13 protein-coding genes are annotated in these 22,354 nt (G+C 71.9%); 6 read left to right on the forward strand and 7 right to left on the reverse strand.

The features are described from left to right. Nucleotide 1: 1 nt before the first annotated feature. A complete protein-coding gene (locus KBX43_RS13360) occupies nucleotides 2–1,645 on the forward strand; it encodes a PucR family transcriptional regulator (protein WP_210884621.1) in 1,644 nt (547 codons plus the stop codon). Nucleotides 1,646–1,648: 3 nt separating this feature from the next. Here KBX43_RS13360 and KBX43_RS13365 read toward each other — a convergent pair whose 3' ends face one another. Beyond that, nucleotides 1,649–2,017, reverse strand: coding sequence for a hypothetical protein (locus tag KBX43_RS13365; RefSeq protein WP_247677388.1), 369 nt, complete (start codon nucleotides 2,015–2,017; stop codon nucleotides 1,649–1,651). A 319-nt stretch (nucleotides 2,018–2,336) separates the two neighbouring features. On the opposite strand from KBX43_RS13365, the gene KBX43_RS13370 reads away from it, so the two are divergent. The 3 genes from KBX43_RS13370 to KBX43_RS13380 all read left to right on the forward strand — a co-directional run bounded on the left by KBX43_RS13370 (nucleotide 2,337) and on the right by KBX43_RS13380 (nucleotide 6,455). After that, nucleotides 2,337–4,025 (forward strand): methylmalonyl-CoA mutase, encoded by a 1,689-nt coding sequence (locus tag KBX43_RS13370; RefSeq protein WP_043328778.1) that lies wholly within the window; start codon nucleotides 2,337–2,339, stop codon nucleotides 4,023–4,025. Between the two features lie 179 nt (nucleotides 4,026–4,204). After that, nucleotides 4,205–5,122 carry a tetratricopeptide repeat protein gene (locus tag KBX43_RS13375; RefSeq protein ID WP_043328779.1) on the forward strand — a complete coding sequence of 306 codons (918 nt, stop codon included), beginning with the start codon at nucleotides 4,205–4,207 and terminating at the stop codon, nucleotides 5,120–5,122. Nucleotides 5,123–5,180: 58 nt separating this feature from the next. Beyond that, complete coding sequence (locus tag KBX43_RS13380) at nucleotides 5,181–6,455, forward strand: arginase family protein (RefSeq protein WP_043328780.1); 1,275 nt, start codon at nucleotides 5,181–5,183, stop codon at nucleotides 6,453–6,455. Nucleotides 6,456–6,467: 12 nt separating this feature from the next. On the opposite strand, the gene KBX43_RS13385 is transcribed toward KBX43_RS13380, so the two are convergent. The 4 genes from KBX43_RS13385 to KBX43_RS13400 all read right to left on the reverse strand — a co-directional run bounded on the left by KBX43_RS13385 (nucleotide 6,468) and on the right by KBX43_RS13400 (nucleotide 12,202). Next, entirely contained in the window at nucleotides 6,468–7,298 is an 831-nt protein-coding gene (locus KBX43_RS13385) for a hypothetical protein (RefSeq protein WP_051611373.1), read from the reverse strand. Nucleotides 7,299–7,354: 56 nt separating this feature from the next. After that, nucleotides 7,355–8,527: a methyltransferase domain-containing protein gene (locus KBX43_RS13390; protein WP_181373767.1), complete on the reverse strand. Its 1,173-nt coding sequence runs from the start codon at nucleotides 8,525–8,527 to the stop codon at nucleotides 7,355–7,357. Nucleotides 8,528–8,649: 122 nt separating this feature from the next. Continuing rightward, nucleotides 8,650–9,963: a prenyltransferase/squalene oxidase repeat-containing protein gene (locus KBX43_RS13395; protein WP_158629869.1), complete on the reverse strand. Its 1,314-nt coding sequence runs from the start codon at nucleotides 9,961–9,963 to the stop codon at nucleotides 8,650–8,652. Between the two features lie 274 nt (nucleotides 9,964–10,237). Beyond that, the gene (locus KBX43_RS13400) at nucleotides 10,238–12,202 is read right to left on the reverse strand and encodes a penicillin-binding transpeptidase domain-containing protein (protein WP_210884622.1); all 1,965 of its coding nucleotides are present in this window, start codon (nucleotides 12,200–12,202) and stop codon (nucleotides 10,238–10,240) included. A 288-nt stretch (nucleotides 12,203–12,490) separates the two neighbouring features. Between KBX43_RS13400 and KBX43_RS13405 the strand changes: the two genes are divergently transcribed. Beyond that, the gene (locus KBX43_RS13405; RefSeq protein WP_166457024.1) at nucleotides 12,491–17,557 is read left to right on the forward strand and encodes an NAD-glutamate dehydrogenase; all 5,067 of its coding nucleotides are present in this window, start codon (nucleotides 12,491–12,493) and stop codon (nucleotides 17,555–17,557) included. Between the two features lie 63 nt (nucleotides 17,558–17,620). Here the strand turns inward: KBX43_RS13405 and KBX43_RS13410 are convergent, their stop codons facing one another. Both KBX43_RS13410 and KBX43_RS13420 read right to left on the reverse strand, forming a co-directional pair. Continuing rightward, nucleotides 17,621–18,430 carry a class F sortase gene (locus tag KBX43_RS13410; RefSeq protein ID WP_247677397.1) on the reverse strand — a complete coding sequence of 270 codons (810 nt, stop codon included), beginning with the start codon at nucleotides 18,428–18,430 and terminating at the stop codon, nucleotides 17,621–17,623. A 79-nt stretch (nucleotides 18,431–18,509) separates the two neighbouring features. Next, on the reverse strand, nucleotides 18,510–19,805 hold the full coding sequence (locus KBX43_RS13420) for a hypothetical protein (RefSeq protein ID WP_247677389.1): 1,296 nt from the start codon (nucleotides 19,803–19,805) through the stop codon (nucleotides 18,510–18,512). A gap of 725 nt (nucleotides 19,806–20,530) precedes the next feature. Here KBX43_RS13420 and KBX43_RS13425 point away from each other — a divergent pair. Further along, entirely contained in the window at nucleotides 20,531–22,339 is a 1,809-nt protein-coding gene (locus KBX43_RS13425) for a glycoside hydrolase family 6 protein (protein ID WP_069087262.1), read from the forward strand. Nucleotides 22,340–22,354 lie beyond the last annotated feature (15 nt).

Raw genomic sequence — 22,354 nt, forward strand, 5'->3', positions numbered from 1 at the left:
GATGCCGATGACGGTTCGCGACGTGCTCGAACTGCCGGCGTTGCAGCAGGCCGGGCCGCGTGTCATGGCCGGGCGGGACCGCCTGGACGCTCCGGTGCGCTGGGTGCACGTGGCCGAGATCCCGGAGATCGCCGACCTGCTCCGCGGCGGGGAGCTGGTGCTGACCACCGGTATCGGCCTGCCGCCGGACGACGACGGGCTGCGCCGGTGGATCGACGGCCTGGCGGCGGTCGGCGCGGCCGGGGTCGTGGTCGAGCTGGGCCGCCGGTTCGGCGGGACGCTGCCGGCCGCGCTCGTCGAGCAGGCCCGCAGCCGGAACCTGCCGCTCGTCGCGCTCCAGCGGGAGATGCGGTTCGTGGCGGTGACCGAGGTGGTCCACTCGGTGATCGTGGAGGAGCAGACCGCCGAGCTGCTCGCGAAGGACGAGATCCACCGGATCTTCACCGAGCTGTCGGTGGAGGGCGCGGAGCCCCGGCAGGTGCTCCGCGAGGTCACCCGTCTGTCCCGGCGTCCCGTGGTGCTGGAGAACCTCTCCCACCAGGTGCTGGCGTACGAGACCGGCCCGCTGTCGGCCGAGGAGCTGCTCGACCGCTGGGAGACCCGCTCACGCGCGGTCGAGGTCCCGTCCGGCACCGGCTACGAGCCGCGTTCGGGCTGGCTGGTGACCGGCGTGGAGGCGCGGGGCAACAGGTGGGGGCGGCTGGTGCTGCTGTGCGACCAGGAGCCGCCGGCCCGGACGAGCGTCCTGCTGGAGCGCGCCGCGTCCACCATCGCGCTGAACCAGCTCGTCGCCCGGGACGACTCGTCTGTCGAACGGCAGGCGCGCAGCAGCCTGCTGTGGAGCATCGTCAACCACTCCGCGCCGACCCGGGACGTGGCGCTGCGGGCGCGCGGGCTCGGTGTGCCGCTGGAACAGCGGCGACTGCTCGGGGTGGTGGTCCGCCGGCGCCGGCCGGGCCCGGGGCCCGGCGCCGAGATGAACGCGCGCCGCCGGGAACTGCTGGACGCGGTGGAGACGGCGGTGCGCGCCTGCGGGCTGGCGGCGCTGGCCGGGGACGTCGACGGGCTCGGTGGTGCGGAGGTCACCGTGCTCGTCGCCCTCACCGACGCCGAGTCCGACGAGGCCGCGTTGCTCGGCCTGTCCACCGCGCTCACCCGGGCGGGCCTGCGGGCCGGGTCGGACGTCGTGGTCGCCGCCGGATCAGTGGTCAGGTCGCTGGACCTGGCGCGGCGCTCGCTGATCGAGGCGGCCCAGGTGGCCGACGCCACGGCGCACACCGCCGAGCCCCGGCCCTTCTACCGGCTCCTCGACGTCCGCCTCCGGGGCCTGCTGTACCTGCTGCGCGACGACGTGCGTCTGCAGACGTTCGTCGAGCGCGAACTGGGCCCGCTGCTCTCCTACGACGAGCGGCACGGCACGAACCACGTGGCGCTGCTGGAGGCGTACCTGGTCGAGGGGCGCAACAAGCGGCGTGCGGCGGAGGAGATGTCGCTGTCCCGGTCCGCGCTGTACCAGCGGTTGCAGTTGATCGAGCGGGTGCTCGGCGTCGACCTGGATTCGAGCGAGCGGCGCCTGTCGCTGCACGTGGCGCTCACCGCCCGCGACGTCATGCGCGGCGGCGGCATCTCCGGTGCCGCGGGCTGACTGTCACCTGCCGCGACGGGCCCGGGGGCGCCGCACACCGTCGCGGGTGGGCGAGGTGTGCACGCTGACGCTGACGACCGGGATCGCCCTCGCGACGCTCTTGCGTACCGTCTCCAGCGACGCCGTGGCGGGGGAGCACTCCACGATCATCACCGCCGACCGGTCCGGGCACTGCACGTACTGGACGTGCGTCACCGCGACCCGGCGTGAGTGCAGGACGGACAGCACCTTGAGCAGGCCGGTGGTGGAGTGCCCGGGGCCGAGGTGCACCACCATCGTGCACGCGCCGGCGGGGGAGTCGTCGTGCGGCCGGACGGCCGGGCCGGGAAGCCGGCGATCGACGGTGACGGGGGGAAACGGGAACGTGGTCACGGGAGCCTCACAGTGTCGAGCCGACAGGGTGGCTTGGCCGGCGACGCACGCGAAGGCGTACGCCGCCTAGGTAATCGGCCCGATCGCGATGTGCATGCCCACGGCGGGGAGTGTGGCACGTCTCCGGGCCGCCGGGGAGGCTCCGGCGGCAAGCCGTCCGGCACGTGAGACAGCGCTCTGACCTGCGGATCGACGATCGTGGTGGGGCTTCGCGCCGGGCGCCTGCGAGTTACCAGCCGGTACGCATGCACTTAAGGATCGTTCAGGATCTCGCTCTACACTCGGGCTTGGGACGACGACTTGAGAAGGAGCTCCGCGCATGGACGCTGACGAGATCGCCGCCGGTCGGGCCCGCTGGCAGGCCCGCTACGACGCCGCCCGCAAGCGCGACGCGGACTTCACCACGCTGTCCGGCATGAGCGTCGAACCGGTGTACGGCCCGCCGGAGGGCGCGGCGTACCCGGGCTTCGACCGGATCGGCTGGCCGGGCGAGTTCCCGTACACCAGGGGTCTGTACCCGACCGGCTACCGCGGGCGGACCTGGACCATCCGGCAGTTCGCCGGTTTCGGCAACGCCCGGCAGACCAACGAGCGGTACAAGATGATCCTCGGCGCCGGTGGCGGCGGGCTCTCCGTCGCCTTCGACATGCCGACGCTGATGGGACGCGACTCCGACGACCCGCAGTCGCTCGGCGAGGTCGGCCACTGCGGTGTCGCCGTCGACTCGGCCGCCGACATGGAGGTGCTGTTCGACGGCATCGACCTGGCCGGCGTGACCACCTCGATGACCATCTCCGGTCCGGCCGTGCCGGTCTTCTGCATGTACCTGGTCGCCGCCGAACGGCAGGGCGCCAATCTGTCCACACTGGACGGAACGCTCCAGACGGACATCTTCAAGGAGTACATCGCGCAGAAGGAGTGGCTGTTCGACCCCGAGCCGCACCTGCGCCTCATCGGCGACCTGATGGAGTACTGCGCCCGGGAGATCCCCCGGTACAAGCCGCTGTCCGTCTCCGGCTACCACATCCGCGAGGCCGGCTCGACCGCCGCGCAGGAGCTGGCGTACACGCTGGCCGACGGGTTCGGGTACGTCGAGCTGGGTCTGTCGCGCGGGCTCGACGTGAACACGTTCGCCCCCGGCCTGAGCTTCTTCTTCGACTCCCACGTGGACTTCTTCGAGGAGATCGCCAAGTTCCGCGCCGCCCGCCGGATCTGGGCCCGCTGGCTGCGCGACGTGTACGGCGCCACCAGCGAGAAGGCGCAGTGGCTGCGGTTCCACACGCAGACCGCCGGAGTGTCGCTCACCGCGCAGCAGCCGGTCAACAACGTGGTACGGACCGCCGTGGAGGCCCTGGCCGCGGTGCTCGGCGGCACCAACTCGCTGCACACCAACGCCCTCGACGAGACGCTCGCCCTGCCCACCGACGAGTCGGCCGAGATCGCCCTGCGTACCCAGCAGGTGCTGATGGAGGAGACCGGGGTGACCAATGTGGCCGACCCGCTCGGCGGCGCCTGGTACGTCGAGGCGCTCACCGACCGGATCGAGGCCGAGGCGGAGGAGATCTTCGCCCGGATCAAGCAGCTCGGCGGCGAGGGCCCGCACGCCATCGGCCCGATGACCTCCGGCATCCTGCGCGGCATCGAGGACGGCTGGTTCACCGGGCACATCGCCGAGTCGGCGTTCGCCTACCAGCAGGCGCTGGAGAAGGGCGACAAGAAGATCGTCGGCGTCAACTGCCACACCGGCACCGTCGCCAAGGACCTGGAGATCCTGCGCATCTCGCACGAGGTGGAGCTGGAGCAGCGCCGGGTGCTGGCCGAGCGCAAGTCGGCCCGCGACGACGCCGCGGTCACCGCCGCCGTGGCGCGGATGGTCGAGGTGGCCCGCAGCGGCGAGAACATGATCCCCGCCATGCTCGACGCGGTCCGCGCCGAGGCCACCCTCGGCGAGATCTGCGACGCCCTCCGCACCGAGTGGGGCGTCTACCGCGAGCCCGCCCGCTTCTGACCGCCGCTTTGTAAGGAAGGGCCCCTTGTTAACAGCTGCTGTTAACAAGGGGCCCTTCCTCTACCGCAGGCGTTAACAAGGGGCCCTTCCTTACGGGCGGGCTGAGCTGGGGGAGAGTGGTGACTGTCGCCGTCGCGGCTGGTCGGAGATCCGTCGCGTACGTGCGAGACTAGACAACCATGAGCGACCCACGGATCACCTCGTCGATCTTCACCCGCGGCGCGGTCGACCTCAGCGCGCTGCGCACCCCCGCACCTGCCGACACCTCCACCGCCACACCGTCTCCGGGCGGCACGCCCGCCGGGCTGCCGGGCAGCCCCGCCGGCTCCGCCGCCGTGATCGACGTGACCGAGGCGAACATCCAGTCCGAGGTGCTCGAACGCTCGCTCACCACACCGGTAGTGGTCTTCTTCGGCGCCGCCGGTTACCCGGAGAGCGACCAGTTCGCCCCGGTGCTGGAGAAGCTGGCCGCCGAGGGCGGCGGAGCGTGGCTGCTGGCCCGGGTCGACGTGCAGCAGCAGCCGCGGCTCGCGCAGATGTTCCAGCTCCAGGCGCTGCCCACCACGTACGCCATCGTCGGTGGCCGCCCTATCGACGCCTTCCCCGGCCCGGTGCCCGAGTCGCAGTTGCGACAGTGGCTTCAGGCCGTGCTCAAGGCCGGTGGCGTCACCGTCGCCGAACCGGAGGACCCGCGCCTCGACGCCGCCGACGACGCGCTGATGAGCGGTGACCTCGACGCGGCCGAGGCGGCGTACCGAAAGATCCTCGCCGAGTCCCCGGCCGACGCGGCGGCGGAGGCGGGCCTGGCGCAGGTCGGGCTGGCCCGCCGGGTCGCCGGCGCCGACCCGCAGGGCGCGCTGGACGCCGCGGCCGCCGCCCCCGACGACGTGGACGCCCAACTGCTGGCCGCCGACATCGAGGTGCTCAGCGGCCTCGCCGACCAGGCGTACCAGCGGCTCGTCGGCCTGGTCCGGCGCACCGCCGGGGACGACCGGGACCGGGTACGCCAGCACCTGCTCGGCCTGTTCACCATCGCCGGCCCGGACGACCCCGCCGTGGCCTCCGCCCGACGCGCCCTGGCCAGCGCGCTGTTCTGAGTCAACCCGCGCGGGCCGGCGCACCGCCGGCCCGCCCGACCACCGAGGACGGGAGCCCATGATGCGCCGGATCGCCGTCCTCGACGCGCCGACGAACCTCGGGCTGCGCCCACCCACCGCCAGCTCCGTGCCCGGATGCGCCAAGGCGCCGGGCGCGCTGCGCGACCACGGCCTGCTCGCCCGGCTGCGGGCCCGAGACGCCGGCTGCCTTACCCCGCCCCGGTACGACCCGGGGGACTGGCGACCCGGCGACGGCGTCTGCCACGCGCCGGAGATCTCCGCGTACTCGCTGGCGCTCGCCGACCGGATCGGCGCGATCATCGACCGGGGCGAGTTCCCGCTGGTGCTCGGCGGCGACTGCTCGGTGCTGCTCGGCTCCGGGCTGGCCATGCACCGCCTCGGCGAGGCGGTCGGCGGGCGGATCGGCCTGGTCTTCGTCGACGGCCACTCCGACTTCCGGCACCCCGGCAACGCCTCCTACGTCGGCGCGGCCGCCGGGGAGGACCTGGCGCTGGTCACCGGGCGGGGGCAGCCCGACCTGGCGGCCATCGAGGGGAGGCGGCCCTACTTCCGGGACATCGACGTGGTGGTGCTCGGCATCCGCGCGCAGGACGAGTACCGCCTCGACCTGCAGGCCGCCGGCATCACCACCCGGCCGGTGCCGGCGCTGCGCGCCGAGGGCGCGGCCCGGACCGCCCAGTGGGCGCACGAGCAGCTCGTCGACTGCGCCGGCTACTGGGTGCACATCGACGTCGACGTGCTCGACCCGGCGGTGATGCCCGCCGTGGACGCGCCCGACCCCGGTGGCATCGCCTTCGCCGAGCTGGAGATCCTGCTGGCCGGGCTGGTCGACACCCCGCACTGCCTCGGCGTCGAGCTGACCGTCTTCGACCCCGACTACGACCCGGACGGGGCGTACGCGGCCGAGATCGTGAACACGGTGGTGGCCGGGCTCGCCCCGGTCGTAGCGCCGGGCGCCGTGCCGCCCCGTCTGCTGCCGCCCGGCCCGCCGCCCCAGCGCGCACGGTACGCGGAGGCAACCCGGGCGGGCAGCTTCCTATCGCCGAACGGCGACGCCGCAGAGCGGGACGCGGATCCGGCGGCCGGGACCGCCGGGCTCGGCTCCGGCCTGGCGGCGGACGAGCCGGATCTCGCCTCAGCGCCGACGTCCGGAGGGCTCGCCTCGGCGTCGTTGGAGACGCCGGTGCCGGCCGTCGCCGTTGAGCCGATCGGGCCAGCCGCCGCGGTCTCCTCCGGGCTGCTGCGTCGGGTGCCCCAGACCGACGAGGACGCACCGAAGGACACCCCGCCGTCGTCCGCGGGCATCGACTGATCGCGCGGCAGTTCAGCCCGGCCGTCGGAACACGAACGCCGCCGCCTTCCGCTGCACGGCGGTCACCTCGGCGACGCTCAGATGGAGCAGCCTCGCCGCCGACGCCATCTCCTCCGGAAGCGTAGCCCCGCTCTCCAACGGGACGTCCGTGTTGAAGCAGACCGGCACACCCGCGTCGAGGAAGGTCCGCACCGGGTGGGCGTGGGCCGCGTCGACCGCGCCCAGGGCCAGATTCGATGAGATCGACACCTCGACGAGCACACCGTCGTTTCCCAACCGCTTGAGCAGCGACGGGCTGCGGGCGGCGGCGACCGCGTGGCCCAAACGCTGCGCGCCGAGTTCGTCCAGGGCACGCCATACGCCATCCAGGTGCCCGAACTCCCCGGCGTGCACCGTGACGCCGAGCCCCGACTCGCGGGCGGCGCGGAACAGGCCCCGGAACGGAGCCGTGTCGTCGTACCTGCTCTCGTCGCCGGCGAGGTCGATGCCCACGAAGGTGGCCGGAAGGTCGGCCAGCGCGCCCGTGCAGGCGCGAACGAACTCCTCGTCGCTGTCCCGGTTGATCAGGAGAATCCCCCGGACCGACGGGCGCTCCAGCGACTCCATTGTGGTGTGCGCGACGCGGAGGAACGCGGCCAGTGGCATGCCGTCCCACACGAACCGCCGCGGCGAGAGCCGGAGTTCGACGTGATCCACCCCTTCCCGGCGCTGCTCCTCGTGCATCTGCCGGATGAACGATCGCAAGTCGTCCGCCGACACCGGGAGCCGTCCGCGATTGCCGACGTCGTGCGCGGCGAAGAAGGCCGCCGGATCCCGGCGATGCTCGGCGGGAGTCAGGCCCACCTGTAGACGTTTGCGCTGCTGGGGTTCGAGGTGCAGATGGAGGTGGGGCAGCACGGTCAGTACCTCCTCGTAGCCAGCACCTTTACCCAGCTCTGCGCGGATCGGCCCGAGTTGCTCTCCTCCTCGGTCCAGGCCCGGGTCACCTCGAAGCCGGCCTCCTCTACCAGAGCGCGCAGCTCGGGCAGCTCGTACAGGAAAAAGTGCCGGACCTCGCCCGATTCGCCCAGCTGCTCGCTGACGAGCCCTCGGCCCTCCTTGACCGAGATCTGCATGATGCCCCCGGGTCTCAGCACCCGGTGCAGCTCGTCGAGCGACCGTCGTACGTCCGCACCGCCGAGATGCAGCAGGACCGCCGAACACCAGATCGCGCCGACGGAGCAGTCGGCCAGTGGGATGTCCCTGATGTCGGCCACCAGCCGTGAGAACGGGGCGCTCCACTTGACCTGGGTGAGCAGGGAGGCAGAGGCGTCCATGGCGACGACGGGACGGCCCCTGGCCGCCATGTAGTGTGCGTCCCGACCCGCGCCCGCCCCGGCGTCCAGTACCGGACCGGTGGTCGCATCGAGCAGGTGGTCGATCTGGTGGGGAAGCGCGGAGTCGTCCGCGAACTGTTCGGTGTCCGCCGCGTAGCGCGCGGCGTTGTTCTCGTAGGTGGCCAGCGTCTCGTCCAGGACCTCGGCACCAATCGTCTCGTTCATCCGCGCCTCGTCCCGTCGGAGTTCCCTAATGGTGATGTGGCAGTTCTCAATATAGGGAAAAGCGGCCCAGTCCCAGGTGTCCGGCAGGCCCACGATTTCGGCCCAGACACGTCGCGCGTACTGCGAAACCGCAGGAGGTTCGAGGGTCAGATAGTGGAAGGACGGTGCCCACGAGCAGTAGTAGTAGTTCCTGCGGGCGTCGGCCGCCTTGATCAATGGGCCGAGGCCGTCGACGGGGTGGGCGCCGGGCGGAACCAGCGCGCGGGCATCCGCCTCCGGCGGGAGCGGAAACAAATGGATGTGACAGTGGGTGATGCAGCCGCCGCCGCGGTGACCGGCCTCCTTGCCCGACGAGCCGTGTTCGACCAGAGTCACCCGGCAGGCGAAGACGCGCTCGATCTGGGCGGCGACGGCGCGGGCCAGGACGTGCAGCCGGGACCGTTCCCCGGCGGGGAGGTCGCCGCTGCTCGGCGCGTGACGGTGCGGTACGACCAGGGCGTAGCCCGGAGTCAGGGAGCCGAGTCCGGCCATGACGTCGAGGCCCGACCACCGCATGACGAGCCGGGGCGGCGAGGGATCGTCGAGGCCGGACGCGCCAACGGTGTTGCGCCTGACCTCCCGGCACATCTCGCAGCTGTCGGCCGGTCCGCCCGTCACTGCCCTTGCCCTCCGCGCCGCCGGCGTGCCCCCCAGATCAGTTGGAAGATCAGCAGCAGCGCGGGGAGGATGAGACCGACCAGAAACTCGGTGCGATCGACGGCTCTGGTCAGGTAGAGGACCACCGCGCCGATCGAATAGACGACCCCGATCGACCACAGTGCGAGCGTCACCTTGCGTCGGCGTACCCAGTTCAGCAGGAAGTTGCGCATCAACAGGGCGCTGGTCAGCCTCCTCGCGCTCACCTGTGTCTGTACCAGGGCGCAACCCGGGTAGAGGAGCTGAGCCTCGCCGGTCCGTCCGGGGAACACCGCCTCCCGCATCTTCGACAGGGCCGAGACGAAGGGCCAGATCGCCCAGATGGACTCCCGTAACGGGCTGCGTGGCAGTTCCCAGGCGCCGGTCGGACCCTGATCCCGCATGATCGCGGAAGCCGCCGTGAACAGTTTGGGTTGCAGCGGGTCGACGCCGGCCGCCAGGAGAGCGGTGACGGCGATCGGGCCGGCGAAGTGCGGCAGGACATTCTGGAACACCGTCTGGCGGTCCCCGTCCGGGTACGGGACGTCGAACTCCTCCACCGTCGACGACCGCTCGACGTGCTCGCCCGCCTCCAGCCGTTCGAGGATCCAGTCGGTCGTCTTGCTGATCGTGTTGACGCTCAGCGCGCCCTCGAGTTGGGAGAGGGCGAGCAGTGCGAAGCTGGTGTGCAGGAGGGTGGGCGGAGCGCCGGGCAACGGGCCCCAGGCCGGCGCGTCGGGGCTCTGCGCCCCGATCAGCCACTTCTTGGCGTTGTCGATGACGTGCGGCGGGCCGCCGCACTCCTGGAGCGCCAGCATGCACAGCGCGGTGTGGAAGACTCGTGAGGGTTGACCGGCGTATGAGGCCCAACCGAAGTCGGTGTTCTGGTTCTCTTCCAGGAAGCGCACGCCACCCCGCAATGCGTCGGACGCGGCGAGCCGACCCGTGCCGGGAGGGCTCAGCGCGCGTACCACCCACGCGGTGGCCTCGATGATCGGGAAGCCGTTGGTGGTTCTCACGGCCCAGCCACCCGCTCCGCCGTCCGGATCGACGATCTGCTGGTCGACCAGGTATTTGATGATCTCGTCAGCCCGTTCGAACTCCTGACCCGCGATGCGGAAGGTGAACAGCCCGACGGCGGAGGCGGTGATTCCCGGATTGGGATCGTCCAGGAAGTGATACCAACCAGCCGTGCCCTCGGGCGACCGGAAGTTGACCCGAAGGCAGGACAAGGCGCGGTCGATGGATTCGGACAGGGATTTTCCCGAGAGCGCTGCTACTGGGTGTGCCAATTCATCTCCACAGCGATGATGGGCGGATCGCCGCCTGTGGGCGCGTGTCGGCACCGTACAGCGCTGTCTTGATGTTCACCACCCGTCATGACGGGAGTCGATGGCCGTCGGTTGCGGTAATGACCCGATCGACGACTGTCCGAGAAAAAGCGCAAGGGATTTGCGAGGGTGTGTCGGAGTTTCGTCGCCGCGTCGGCCGCCGCTTCCCCACCGCAAGTGAATGCCGGACATCCGACAGTGCTGCGCCCGGTGCGCGTACGGCGGGGCAGGCGGGCTAGCGGGCGAGGCCCCGCAGGAACTTCTCGGCGATCGGCGCCGCCACCTTCGAGCCCGCCCCGCCCTGCTCGACGAAGACGGCGAAGGCCACGTCACCCTGCCACCCGACGAACCAGGCGTGCGTGTTCGCCGGGTTGTTGTCGTACTCCGCGGTGCCGGTCTTGCCGTGCACCGGCTCGCCGGGCACATCCGCCAGCGCGCTGCCACTGCCCGCGGTGACCACCCCGCGCATCAGCGACTTCAGCGCCGCCACCGACTCCGGCTTGAGCGCCTCGCCGGCCGGCGCGGGCTTGGCCGGCGCCGGGTCGAGCAGCAGCTTGGGCTGCTCGAACTTGCCCCGGGCCACGGCCGCGGTGGCGCTCGCCATGGCCAGCGGGCTCACCAGCGTGGTGCCCTGGCCGATCGCGGCGGCGGCCTGCTCGGTGGCCGGGCCGTTGGCGGAGACCTTGCCGGTGAACGCGTCCGCGCCGAGGTCCCACGCGGCCTCCAGGCCGAGCGTACGACCGGCCTGCGCCAGCCCGTCTGGGCCGAGCTTCGGCGCCAGCGCCACGAACGCGGTGTTGCAGGACTTGGCGAAGTCGGTGGCGAACGGCACCGCGCCCAGCTCGAAGTTGTCCGAGTTCTTGAAGCTGCGGCCCTCGACCGTCGCCGTCTTCGGGCAGTTCACAGTGGTCTGCGGGGTCACCGCGCCCCGGTCGAGCAGGCCGAGCGCGCTGACCATCTTGAACGTCGAGCCGGGCGGCACCTGGGCGGTGAACGCGAGGTTCTCGCCGGCCGCCCCGGGACCGTTCGCGGCGGCCAGCACCGTGCCGTCGCTGATCCGCAGCGCCACCAGCGCGGAGCGGCGGGTCTGCCCGCGCAACGCGGCGTCGGCAGCGTTCTGGGTCGCCACGTCGATGGTGGTCTTCACCGGCTGACCGGGCTTCGGGTCGGCGCGGTACAGCTCCGTGCCGGTCGGCTCGACCTTGCCGTCCGGGGTGGTCCGCTCGGTGATCACGGTGACGCCGGTGACGCCGCGCAGCCGCTCGTCGTACCGGCCCTGGAGGCCGCCGTGGCCGACCAGGTCGCCGCGCGCGTACCGCTCGGGGTGGGCCTGCAGGTCGTCGGCGGTGGCCTGGTCGACCGAGCCGAGCAGCGCCCGGGCGAACTCGCGCGTCGGGGCCAGCATGAGCTGGTCGGTGGCGAACCGGGTGCCGGGCAGCTCGTAGATGCGTGGCTTGATCTGCCGGTATGCGTCCTCACGCAGCGTCACCACCTCGACGAGCCCGTCCGGCTTCGCCTCCTTGAGCCGCTTGGGCAGGTCGCCCAGGTCGACCGGCGGGCTGAGCGCGGGCCGGATCGCCTTGAACGCGGCGTCCAGCTTCTTGACCAGGCCGGGCACGTCGGTGACCTCGCCGGGAACGACCTGCACCCGGACCACCGGGCGCGGCGCGACGATCGGCTGGCCGGCGGCGTCCAGCACGCCGGCGCGCTGCGCCGGCTCCCGCCGCAGCGCGATCCGGTCGCCGCTCTCCAGCTTCTCGTGCACCACAGCCGGTTCCCAGATCACCTGCCACTGGTCGTCGCCGCCGCGCTTGAGGCGTACCGGGTTCTCGTAGGCCCAGCGGGCGCCGCCGGGCAGCGCCCAGCTCACCTTGACCCGGGCGGTGGCTACGTCGCCCTTGGTGGTGATCTCGCCGGTGCGCGTCAGCTCCGGCGGGTTGGCGGCCAGCTCACCGGCGAGCGCCTGGAGCTGCTTGGTCACCTCGCCGGCCGCCACCCGCCCGCCGGCCGGCTGGATGAAGCCGACCGCCTGCAGGTCGCCGGAGCGCCAGCCGCCGAGGAACGCCTCGACGGCCGCCTCCGGGCCGTCGTCGCCGGAGCATCCGGTCAGCGCGCCCGCTGTGACCAGGGCGGCGGCCAGCCCCGCGAGGAGGCGACGACGGGTGTGACGGCTGGGGCGGACGGGGTACGACACGGGCATGAAGCGGTCCCTCCGGTGCTCAACTGCCCTGCACGCTAGTACGGCCCGGCGCTCGCCACCGCCCCGCCACGGCCTCCGGCAGCGCGGAAAGCCCCGTGTGGCAGTGTGATGAACATCGCCAGTCGGGGTACTCCGCGGGCGGCCGACCACGAACCCGCAACGGGTGAAAGGACAGAGTCCCGATCCGGACGTCCGGCCGGTGGTCCGCCGCGGGAGGTACCACGCGGTAGGGCCTAGGCTGGGCGGCAGAGTGACCCACAGTGCGGTGGGTCGAGGGGAGTGGCACCGATGGACCGGCGTCCGGCGATCAAACCGGGACCCGACCTCCGGCAGGCTGACACCGGCCGGGACGACGACAGCTTCGATTCGGCGACCGACGGGGACGGTTTCAGCCGTCTCGACACAGGAGTGACCGGGATGACCGGTTCCAGCATCGACACCCTCTACGACCTGGGCCTGCCTACGCAGGCACTGGCCGACGAGTCGGAGGACGCCGAGCTGGACGAGCCCGTTCCCAACGCGGAGCGGCTGGTCGCCCAGGCGGTCGCGCTGGCCGGCGACGACCACGACGCGGCCACACTCGTGGACCGCTTCTGGCGGTTCGCGCCGGACGAGGAGCTGATCGGCTTCACCGCCGAGGAGATGCTGGAGGCGGCCCGGGCCCACCGGGACCTGGCCCAGCAGCGGGTTCCGGGCGAGCTGAAGCTGCGCATCCACGAGCCGGACGCCGAGCAGCACCACACGGTCGTCGAGATCGTCACCGACGACATGCCGTTCCTGGTCGACTCGGTGACCGCCCTGCTCAACTCCCGTCACCTCGACGTGCACCTGCTGGTGCACCCGCTGGTCGTGGTGCGGCGCGAGCCGCTGGGCCGGCTCACCGAGGTCTCGGCGGACGTGGAGCCGGACGACGCCATCGCCGGTGACCTGGTCGAGAGCTGGATGCGGATCGAGATCGACCCGGTCCGCGACCCGGCCGAGCGGGAGGCGCTGCGCCGCGAGTTGCAGCGGGTGCTCACCGACGTGCGCGAGGCGGTCGAGGACTGGCCGAAGATGCGGCAGCGGGCCCTCGCGCTCGCCGACGAGCTGGCCGCCGCCCGGACGTCGGACAACCGCCCGCCGGTGCCGGAAAAGGACATCACCGACTCGGTGGAGCTGTTGCGCTGGCTGGCGCACGACCACTTCACGTTCCTCGGCTACCGCGAGTATCGCCTGGTCGACGCCGACGGCGCGCGCGGCAGCGGGCAGGCCCTGGAGGCGGTGCTCGGCACCGGCCTGGGCATCCTGCGCTCCGACTCGCCGGAGGCCCGGTCGCTGAACTCGATGACGCCCGAGGCGCACGAGAAGGTGCTGGAGAAGCGCCTGCTCATCATCACCAAGGCCAACTCGCGTGCCACCGTGCACCGCTCGGCGTACCTCGACTACATCGGCTTCAAGATCTTCAACGAGGCCGGCGAGGTGGTCGGGGAGCGGCGCTTCCTGGGCCTGTTCTCCACCGCCGCGTACCGGACCAGCGTGCAGGAGCTGCCGGTGGTCCGGCGTAAGGTCGCCGAGGTGCTCGACCGCTCGGGCCTGAGCCTGCGCAGCCACTCCGGCAAGGACCTGTTGCAGATCCTGGAGACGTACCCGCGCGACGAGCTGTTCCAGATCAAGACCGACGACCTCTACCACGCGGTGATCGGCGTGCTGCGGATGGCGGGCCGCCGGCAGCTGCGGGTGTTCCTGCGCCGCGACGCGTACGGGCGGTTCATCTCCTGCCTGATCTACCTGCCGCGGGACCGGTTCACCACGCAGAACCGGCTGCGCATGCAGGACATCCTGCTGCGCGAGCTGAACGGCGTCGGCGTCGACTACACCACCCGGGTGACCGAGTCGATGCTGGCCCGCGTGCACTTCATCGTGCGGACCGACCCGAACAACCCGCCCGGTGACATCGACGCCGACCTGCTCGCCGAGGAGCTGGCCGACGCGACCCGCCTCTGGGACGACGACTACCGGCTGGTGCTGGAGCGCAAGCTCGGCGACGAGCAGGCCAAGCACCTGTTCGCCCGGTACGCCGACGCGTTCCCGGAGGGCTACAAGGACGGGCACACGCCCTACGAGGCGATGAAGGACCTGGCGAAGCTGGAGCTGCTGGAGGAGCCCGGCCAGCTGGAGATGCACCTGTTCCGCAAGCAGGCGCCGCCGCGTCCGTACGCCGCCCGCGCCGCCGACGCCGACGAGGCGATGGACGTGCGGTTCAAGGTCTACCGGTACGGCGAGCCGATGATGCTCTCCGCCGTGCTGCCGGTGCTGCACTCGCTCGGTGTGAAGGTGGTCGACGAGCACCCGTACGAGGTGGAGCGCGTCGACGGCCGGATCTGGCTCTACGACTTCGGTCTGGAGCTGCCCGAGCGGCACCAGGACCTGGCCGAGGTACGTCCGCACGTGGAGAACGCCTTCGCCGCCGCCTGGCGGGGCGAGGCCGAGGTGGACGGCTTCAACGAGCTGGTGCTCCGGGCCGGGCTCACCTGGCGGCAGGTCGTCGTGCTGCGCGCGTACGCGAAGTACCTGCGCCAGGCCGGCACCGTGTTCTCCCAGGAGTACATGGAGCAGACGTTCATCGCGTACCCGCAGATCGCCGAACTGCTGGTGAAGCTGTTCGAGACCCGGTTCGCCCCGGGCGCCACCACGCTCGACGAGCGGCGGCAGCGCAGCGGTGAGCTGGTCGACGCGATCGGCGAGGCGCTGGACGAGGTGGCCAGCCTCGACCAGGACCGCATCCTGCGGGCCTACCTGACGCTGATCCAGGCCACGCTGCGCACCAGCTTCTACCAGAAGCCGGTGGGCGGGCGGCCCAAGCCGTACGTGGCGTTCAAGCTGGACCCGCAGGCCATCCCGGACCTGCCCGCGCCGCGACCCAAGTTCGAGATCTTCGTCTACTCGCCCCGGTTCGAGGGCGTGCACCTGCGCTACGGGCCGGTGGCCCGCGGCGGCCTGCGCTGGTCCGACCGGCGCGAGGACTTCCGGACCGAGGTGCTCGGCCTGGTCAAGGCGCAGATGGTGAAGAACGCGGTGATCGTGCCGGTCGGCGCCAAGGGCGGCTTCGTGCTCAAGCAGAAGCCGGGCGACCGGGACGAGGCGGTGATCTGCTACAAGGAGTTCATCTCCGCGCTGCTGGACGTCACCGACAACATCGTCAGCGGCGAGATCGTGCCGCCCGAGGACGTGGTCCGGCACGACGGCGACGATCCGTACATGGTGGTGGCCGCCGACAAGGGCACCGCGACGTTCTCCGACATCGCCAACGAGATCTCCGAGGCGCACAGCTTCTGGCTGGGCGACGCGTTCGCCTCCGGCGGCTCGGCCGGCTACGACCACAAGAAGATGGGCATCACCGCCCGGGGCGCCTGGGAGTCGGTCAAGCGGCACTTCCGGGAGCTGGGGCACGACACCCAGACGCAGGACTTCACTGTGGTCGGCGTCGGTGACATGTCCGGCGACGTGTTCGGCAACGGGATGCTGCTGTCGAAGCACATCCGGCTGGTGGCCGCGTTCGACCACCGGCACATCTTCCTGGACCCGGATCCGGACTCGGCCCGGTCGTGGGAGGAGCGCAAGCGGCTGTTCGACATGCCGCGCTCGTCGTGGGAGGACTACGACCGCGAGCTGATCTCCGAAGGCGGCGGCGTCCACTCGCGTACGGCGAAGTCGGTGCCGATCTCGCCGCAGGTCCGCGCGGTGCTCGGCCTCGACGAGGACGTCACGCAGCTCAGCCCGCAGGAGCTGATGAAGGCGATCCTCACCGCGCCGGTGGACCTGTTCTGGAACGGCGGCATCGGCACCTACGTCAAGGCGTCCAGCCAGACCAACGCCGAGGTCGGCGACAAGTCCAACGACGCCATCCGGGTGGACGGCAAGAGCCTGCGCTGCCGGGTGGTCGGCGAGGGCGGCAACCTGGGCTTCACCCAGCAGGGCCGGATCGAGTACGCCTCGACCGGCGGCCGCATCTACACCGACTTCATCGACAACGCGGCCGGTGTGGACTGCTCCGACCACGAGGTCAACATCAAGATCCTGCTCAACACGGCGGTGGCCGACGGGGAGCTGGACCGGCCGGAGCGTGACGAGCTGCTGGCCCGGATGACCGACGAGGTCGCCGAGCTGGTGCTGCGGGACAACTACGACCAGGCGCGGGCGCTGAACAACGCCCAGGCCCAGGCCGCCTCGCTGCTCCCGGTGCACCGGCGGATGATCAACGACCTGGAGCGGTCCGGCGCGCTGGACCGGGCCCTGGAGGCGCTGCCGTCGGACGAGGAGCTGGCGGTCCGCACCGAGAGCGGGCTGACCGCGCCGGAGTTCGCGGTGCTGCTCGCGTACGTGAAGATCGTGCTGGAGCGCGAGATCGTCGGCGAGGGCCTGGCGGACGAGGAGTGGACGACCGACATCCTGGTCAACTACTTCCCGACGCCGCTGCGGCAGCGCTTCGCCGACCGGATGGGCCGGCACCGGCTGCGCCGGGACATCGTCACCACTGTCCTGGTCAACGAGGCGATCAACCGGGGCGGCATCTCGTTCGTCTTCCGGGTGGTCGAGGAGACGGCCGCCTCCGCGGCGGACGTGCTCCGGGCGTACGTGGTGGTCCGCGAGGTGTTCGGCCTGCGTGACCTCTGGGACGCGGTCGAGGCGCTGGACAACAAGGTCTCGCCCGAGCTGCAGACCGCCGTCTACCTGGACACCCGGCGGCTGCTCGACCGCGCGGTGCGCTGGCTGGTCACCAACCGCCGGTCGCCGATCGACGTGCCGGCGGAGATCGACCGGCTGCGTGGCGGCGTGGCCCAGCTCCTGCCGGACCTGGAGCACCGGTTCTGGGGCACCGAGCGGGAGGCCATCGCGGCGCACATCGAGTCGCTCGTCGACCGGGGGCTGCCGCGTGACCTGGCCGAGCAGGCGACCCGCCTGATGTACAGCTTCGGCCTGCTCGACATCGTCGAGACGGCGCAGGCGACCCGGCGGGACGTGGGCGAGGTGGCCTCGGTCTACTTCGTGCTCTCCGACCGGTTCCGGGTGGACGCGCTGCTGTCGAAGATCTCCCTGCTGCCGCGCGAGGACCGGTGGCAGACGCTGGCCCGGATGGCGCTGCGCTACGACCTGTACGCCGCGCTGGCCGCGCTCACCGCCGAGGTGCTCGGCTCCACCCCGGACGACGTGCCGCCGGTGGAGCGGGTGCAGGAATGGGAGCAGGCGAACGCCACCTCGATCCACCGGGCGCACCGGGCGATGGGGGAGTTCGACGAGTCCCGCGCCGACCTGTCCGCGCTGTCGGTGCTGCTGCGCCAGATCCGTACCCTGGTCCGGACCTCGGCGGCGGCCTGACCGTTCAACCGAGCGTGGCCCGGTGGTCGGGGAACCGACCACCGGGCCACCGCCGTTTCCGCCTCAGCTCGTCATCGGGGCGTAGACGACGATGTTGTTCAGGTAGCTTCCGGCCGTGCGGTCGAACACCCCGCCGCAGGTCACCACGCGCAGGGCGGGCACGGCCGACGGACCGTAGACCTGCGCGGCGGGAAAGGCGGTCTTCGGGTACGATCCGACCTCGCGCACCGTGAACGTGGCGGACCTGCCGTCCTGCCGGGTGACCACTATCGTGTCGCCGGCCACCAGCGCGCCGAGGTTGAAGAACACCGCCGGGCCGAGCTGGGCGGAGTCGACGTGGCCCACGATCACCGCGTTGCCGGCCTCGCCCGGGCTGGCGCCGGGGGAGTACCACCCGGCCTTCATGGCCTGGTCCAGCGGGGGCACCTGGACCGTGCCGTCCGGGTTCGTGCCGAGCGACATGATCTCGGCCCGCACCCCGATACGGGGGATCGAGATGGTCGTCGGCGCGGACCGGGGCAGTGGAGCCGGGGCGGCGCCGTTCGGGCTCGTCGCGCCCGCTGGGCCCGTTGCTGCCGGAGCGCCCGGGACCGCTGCGGCCCCCGGGGCGGCCGCGGTGCCCGGGGCGGCGCCGGGTGGGCCGGTCGTCGGGCCGGGCGTCGCGGGGCCGACGGCGCCCCCGGCGGCGTCCGCCGTCGGCAGGCCGGTGCCGTCCGGCGTCAGCTGACCCTCGGCGTCCGGCCCCGGTTGGCCCTCGGCGTCCGGGTCTGCTTGGGGGCCGGTGGTGACCGGGGCCGCCTGCCCGAGCGGCTGCGGCGGGGACGGTGGCGGGACGGTCCGGACGGACGCGCCGATCAGACCGGCCCCGGCCATGGCGAGCAGGACGACGACGGCCGTGCCGGCGGCACGCCACGGACTTCCGTGACGGCCGCCGGCCCGGGTCGTCGTCCGGTCAGACCAGGTCACCGGCCCGCCGCCGGCGCAGCAGCACCAGGCCGCCCAGCGCCGCGGCGCCGATCATGCCCGCGCCACCGGTGGCGAGGGTACGGTCCACGCCGGTGGTCGTCATGCCGCCGTCGCCGCCGTCGACCCCACCGCGCGGCAGGACCACCAGCTCGCCCTCACCGCAGGAGCCCCGCAACTCGTACCGGCCCGGCCGGGCGTCGTGCGAGACGGTGGCCTCGCCGTAGTAGACGAAGTCCTTCCCGTGCTCCCAGCCGTCCTTGCCGTAGTCGCGCTCGGCGTCCTTGCCGTAGTCGCCCTTGTCGTCCTGCCAGGCGCCTCCGCTCGCCTGCCAGTCGTCCTTGTCGCCCGGCCAGTCGCTCTTGTCGCCCGGCCAGTCGCTCTTGTCGCCCGGCCAGTCGTTCTTACCTTCCTGCCAGTCGTTCTTGCCGCCCTGCCAGGAGCCGTGCTCGTCCTTGCCGTCCTTGCCCTTGTCGTCCGGCCGGCCGCCACGGTCGTCCTTGCCGTGCTCGTCCTTGGCGTCCTTGCCGTGCTGTTCCTTGCCGTCGGGGCCGTGCGCGTCCTTGGTCCAGTCCGGCCCGCCCGGCTTCTCCTTCTCCCAGCCCGGCTCGGCGTCCTGGCCGTACTCGTCGTGCCCCTGCCAGTCGCCGGGGTCGACGGCCGCGCCGGCCCCCGCGCCGCCCGGCTGCGGCTGCCCTTCCGGCTGGCCGGCCGGCGGCTGGGGCTGGTCCGCCGGGGGCTGCGGCATGCCGTCGCCACCCGGGCCGTTGCCGCCGGGCCCGTTGCCACCCGGGCCGTTGCCGCCCGGGCCGTTGCCGCCCGGGCCGTTGCCGCCCGGCCCGTTGCCGTCGGGCCCATCTCCGCCCGGCCCGTGTTCGTCCCCGCCCGGCTCGCCGCGGCCGTCCGGGCCCTTGCCGTGGTCGTCCTTGCCGTCCGGGCCCTTGCCGTGCTCGTCCTTGCCGTCCGGGCCCTTGTCGTCCCAGCCCCAGTCCTGGTCGCCGCCCCAGTCACCGCCCCGGTCGGCCCAGTCGCCGTGCTCGCCGTCGCGGGCCGGGCGCAGGTCGACCTTGCCGGTCACCTTCGACCAGACGGTGGCGTGCTGCTGCGGCTCGGAGCAGATCGCGAGCAGTTCGACGGTGTCCCCCGCCTTCACCACGTGCGGCTTGGCGATGACCTTGCCCTCGTCGTGCCCGCCCGCGTAGGCCATTCCCGGGGTGAACACGAGAAGGCCGGCGCCGCCGAGGGCAGCGCCCGCGACCACCTTCCCGAGCATCTTCTTAGCCATGACCAGCGTCTCCATCCCTGTTCGTCCTGAGCCCGACGTCAGTCGAGCTAAGGCCGACGTTAGACCTTTTCGCGACTTATTCGGGGAAAGATTCGCTTTTAGGAGTTTGTCGAGATCGGGCGTGTCCGCGCTGTCCCCGCCTCCGCGCGCCGATCGGCCCGACTTCGGCGACCCCGCGACCCGGATCCCGCTCGTACGGTTCCGACGGTCTCGCCTCCGCCGGTGGGTGGAACGCCATGGGTGTCATTTGGCCGTTTTGACACCCATGGCGTTCCACCCGGCCGAGGCGGTGGCGGGACGGTCCGCCGCCCGGCGTGAGGGGGAGCGCGGCGAGGTGGTGCCCGCGGGTGGTTGGCGGCGAGCCCGGCTGGTGTAGCGGGGTCCGGGCGCGCGGTGAGCGGGGCGGGGTCGGGGCGGGCGGTAGGGTGGGCCGCGAGGCGCATCGAGGCATTGCCATGGAAGCGCTCCCATGCAAGAATCGCTGCACGCGGTTCGGGGAGCCACACCGCGAGCTCAGGCGTCGAGGGCAGCCGGTTGACCGGCCGACGTCCGGCTCCATCGGCCGGTCCTGCGGACCGGTCGGCACCACCACCCCCAACGCCCGTCCGGGTCGGGCGTCCCCCGAAGTAACCAGTGGCGCGCACGGTCGTTCCCGCAGGGCGACCGCCGCCGCCATTTGCGCCGGGCCGTACGCGGATCCGGTCTCGCCCAAGGAGATCAGTGGCATGAATCTGTGGAGAAGGCTGTCCGGCCGGAACCGGGCGCTCGCGCTGACCAGCGCCGGCGTCCTGGTAGCCGGTGGACTGGTGACCCTCCCGGTCACCGCGGCGCAGGCCGCCACCCAGTGCAGCGTGACCTACACGACCAGCGACTGGCCCGGTGGATTCACCGGCACCGTGACCATCAAGAACATCGGTGACGCGCTCACCTCGTGGAACCTCGGCTTCACCTTCCCGAACAGCTCGCAGCGGGTGGTGAACGGCTGGTCCGCGCGGTGGTCCCAGAGCGGCCAGAACGTCACCGCGCAGAACGAGGCGTACAACGGGTCGCTCGCCAGCGGTGCCAGCACCACCATCGGCTTCAACGGCTCCTGGAGCGGCAGCAACCCCAAGCCGACCCAGTTCACGCTCAACGGCACGGTCTGCAACGGCGGCACGCCGACCACCAGCACCCCGCCGACGAGCACGCCGCCCACGAGCACGCCGCCGACCAGCACCCCGCCCACGAGCACGCCGCCGACGTCGACCCCGCCGACGTCGCAGCCGCCGCCCGGGCAGCGGGTCGACAACCCGTACGCCGGGGTGAAGGGGTACGTGAACCCCGAGTGGAAGGCCAAGGCCGAGTCGGTGTCCGGCGGCAACCGGGTGTCGAACAACCCGACCGCGGTCTGGATCGACCGGATCGCCGCCATCAACGGCACGCCGGACAGCAGCTCCAACGGCGCGATGGGCGTCCGTGACCACCTGGACGCCGCGCTCGCCCAGGGCGCCGGCTACATCCAGTTCGTCATCTACAACCTGCCCGGCCGCGACTGCTCGGCGCTCGCCTCGAACGGCGAGCTGGGCCCGGACGAGCTGCCCCGCTACAAGGCCGAGTACATCGACCCGATCGCCGCGATCCAGGGCGACTCGAAGTACCGGAACCTGCGCATCGTCAACATCATCGAGATCGACTCGCTGCCCAACCTGGTGACCAACACCTCGGGCAACGCGGGCGGCACGGTCATGTGTGACACGGTGAAGGCCAACGGCGCGTACGTGAACGGTGTCGGCTACGCCCTGGCGAAGCTGGGCGCGATCGGCAACGTCTACAACTACATCGACGCCGCCCACCACGGCTGGATCGGCTGGGACAGCAACTTCGGCCCGGTCGCCGACCAGCTCAAGGCCGCCGCGGTCGCCTCCGGCAGCACCGTCGCCAACGTGGCGGGCTTCATCGTCAACACGGCGAACTACTCCGCGCTGAAGGAGCCGTACGTCAAGATCACCGACACGGTGAACGGCCAGACCGTGCGGCAGTCCAAGTGGGCCGACTGGAACCAGTACCTCGACGAGCTGTCGTTCGCCCAGGCGTTCCGGCAGAAGCTGGTCTCGATCGGCTTCGACAGCAACATCGGCATGCTGATCGACACCTCCCGCAACGGTTGGGGCGGCTCCGCCCGGCCGACCGGCCCCGGCCCGTCGACCAGCGTGGACGCCTACGTCGACGGTGGCCGGGTCGACCGCCGCTTCCACACCGGCAACTGGTGCAACCAGGCCGGCGCGGGTCTCGGCGAGCGGCCGCAGGCCAACCCGGAGCCCGGGATCGACGCCTACGTCTGGGTGAAGCCCCCGGGTGAGTCGGACGGCTCCAGCAAGGAGATCCCGAACAACGAGGGCAAGGGCTTCGACCGGATGTGCGACCCGACCTACACCGGTAACGCCCGCAACGGCAACAGCATGTCCGGTGCCCTGCCGGACGCGCCGATCTCCGGCGCGTGGTTCGCCGCCCAGTTCCAGCAGCTGATGCAGAACGCGTACCCGCCGCTCTCCTGAGCCGCGGCCGTACCA

Source organism: Micromonospora sp. C41 (assembly GCF_018070485.1).
In the GTDB taxonomy this organism is placed as follows: Bacteria; Actinomycetota; Actinomycetes; order Mycobacteriales; family Micromonosporaceae; genus Micromonospora; species Micromonospora chalcea.

Excerpts from the sequence above, each read along its gene's own strand:
- KBX43_RS13360 (WP_210884621.1), top strand. The coding sequence starts at position 2 with ATGCCGATGACGGTTCGCGACGTGCTCGAACTGCCGGCGTTGCAGCAG.
- KBX43_RS13370 (WP_043328778.1), top strand. The coding sequence starts at position 2,337 with ATGGACGCTGACGAGATCGCCGCCGGTCGGGCCCGCTGGCAGGCCCGC.
- KBX43_RS13375 (WP_043328779.1), top strand. The coding sequence starts at position 4,205 with ATGAGCGACCCACGGATCACCTCGTCGATCTTCACCCGCGGCGCGGTC.
- KBX43_RS13380 (WP_043328780.1), top strand. The coding sequence starts at position 5,181 with ATGATGCGCCGGATCGCCGTCCTCGACGCGCCGACGAACCTCGGGCTG.
- KBX43_RS13390 (WP_181373767.1), bottom strand. The coding sequence starts at position 8,527 with ATGGCCGGACTCGGCTCCCTGACTCCGGGCTACGCCCTGGTCGTACCG.
- KBX43_RS13400 (WP_210884622.1), bottom strand. The coding sequence starts at position 12,202 with ATGCCCGTGTCGTACCCCGTCCGCCCCAGCCGTCACACCCGTCGTCGC.
- KBX43_RS13405 (WP_166457024.1), top strand. The coding sequence starts at position 12,491 with ATGGACCGGCGTCCGGCGATCAAACCGGGACCCGACCTCCGGCAGGCT.
- KBX43_RS13410 (WP_247677397.1), bottom strand. The coding sequence starts at position 18,430 with ATGGCCGGGGCCGGTCTGATCGGCGCGTCCGTCCGGACCGTCCCGCCA.
- KBX43_RS13420 (WP_247677389.1), bottom strand. The coding sequence starts at position 19,805 with ATGGCTAAGAAGATGCTCGGGAAGGTGGTCGCGGGCGCTGCCCTCGGC.
- KBX43_RS13425 (WP_069087262.1), top strand. The coding sequence starts at position 20,531 with ATGAATCTGTGGAGAAGGCTGTCCGGCCGGAACCGGGCGCTCGCGCTG.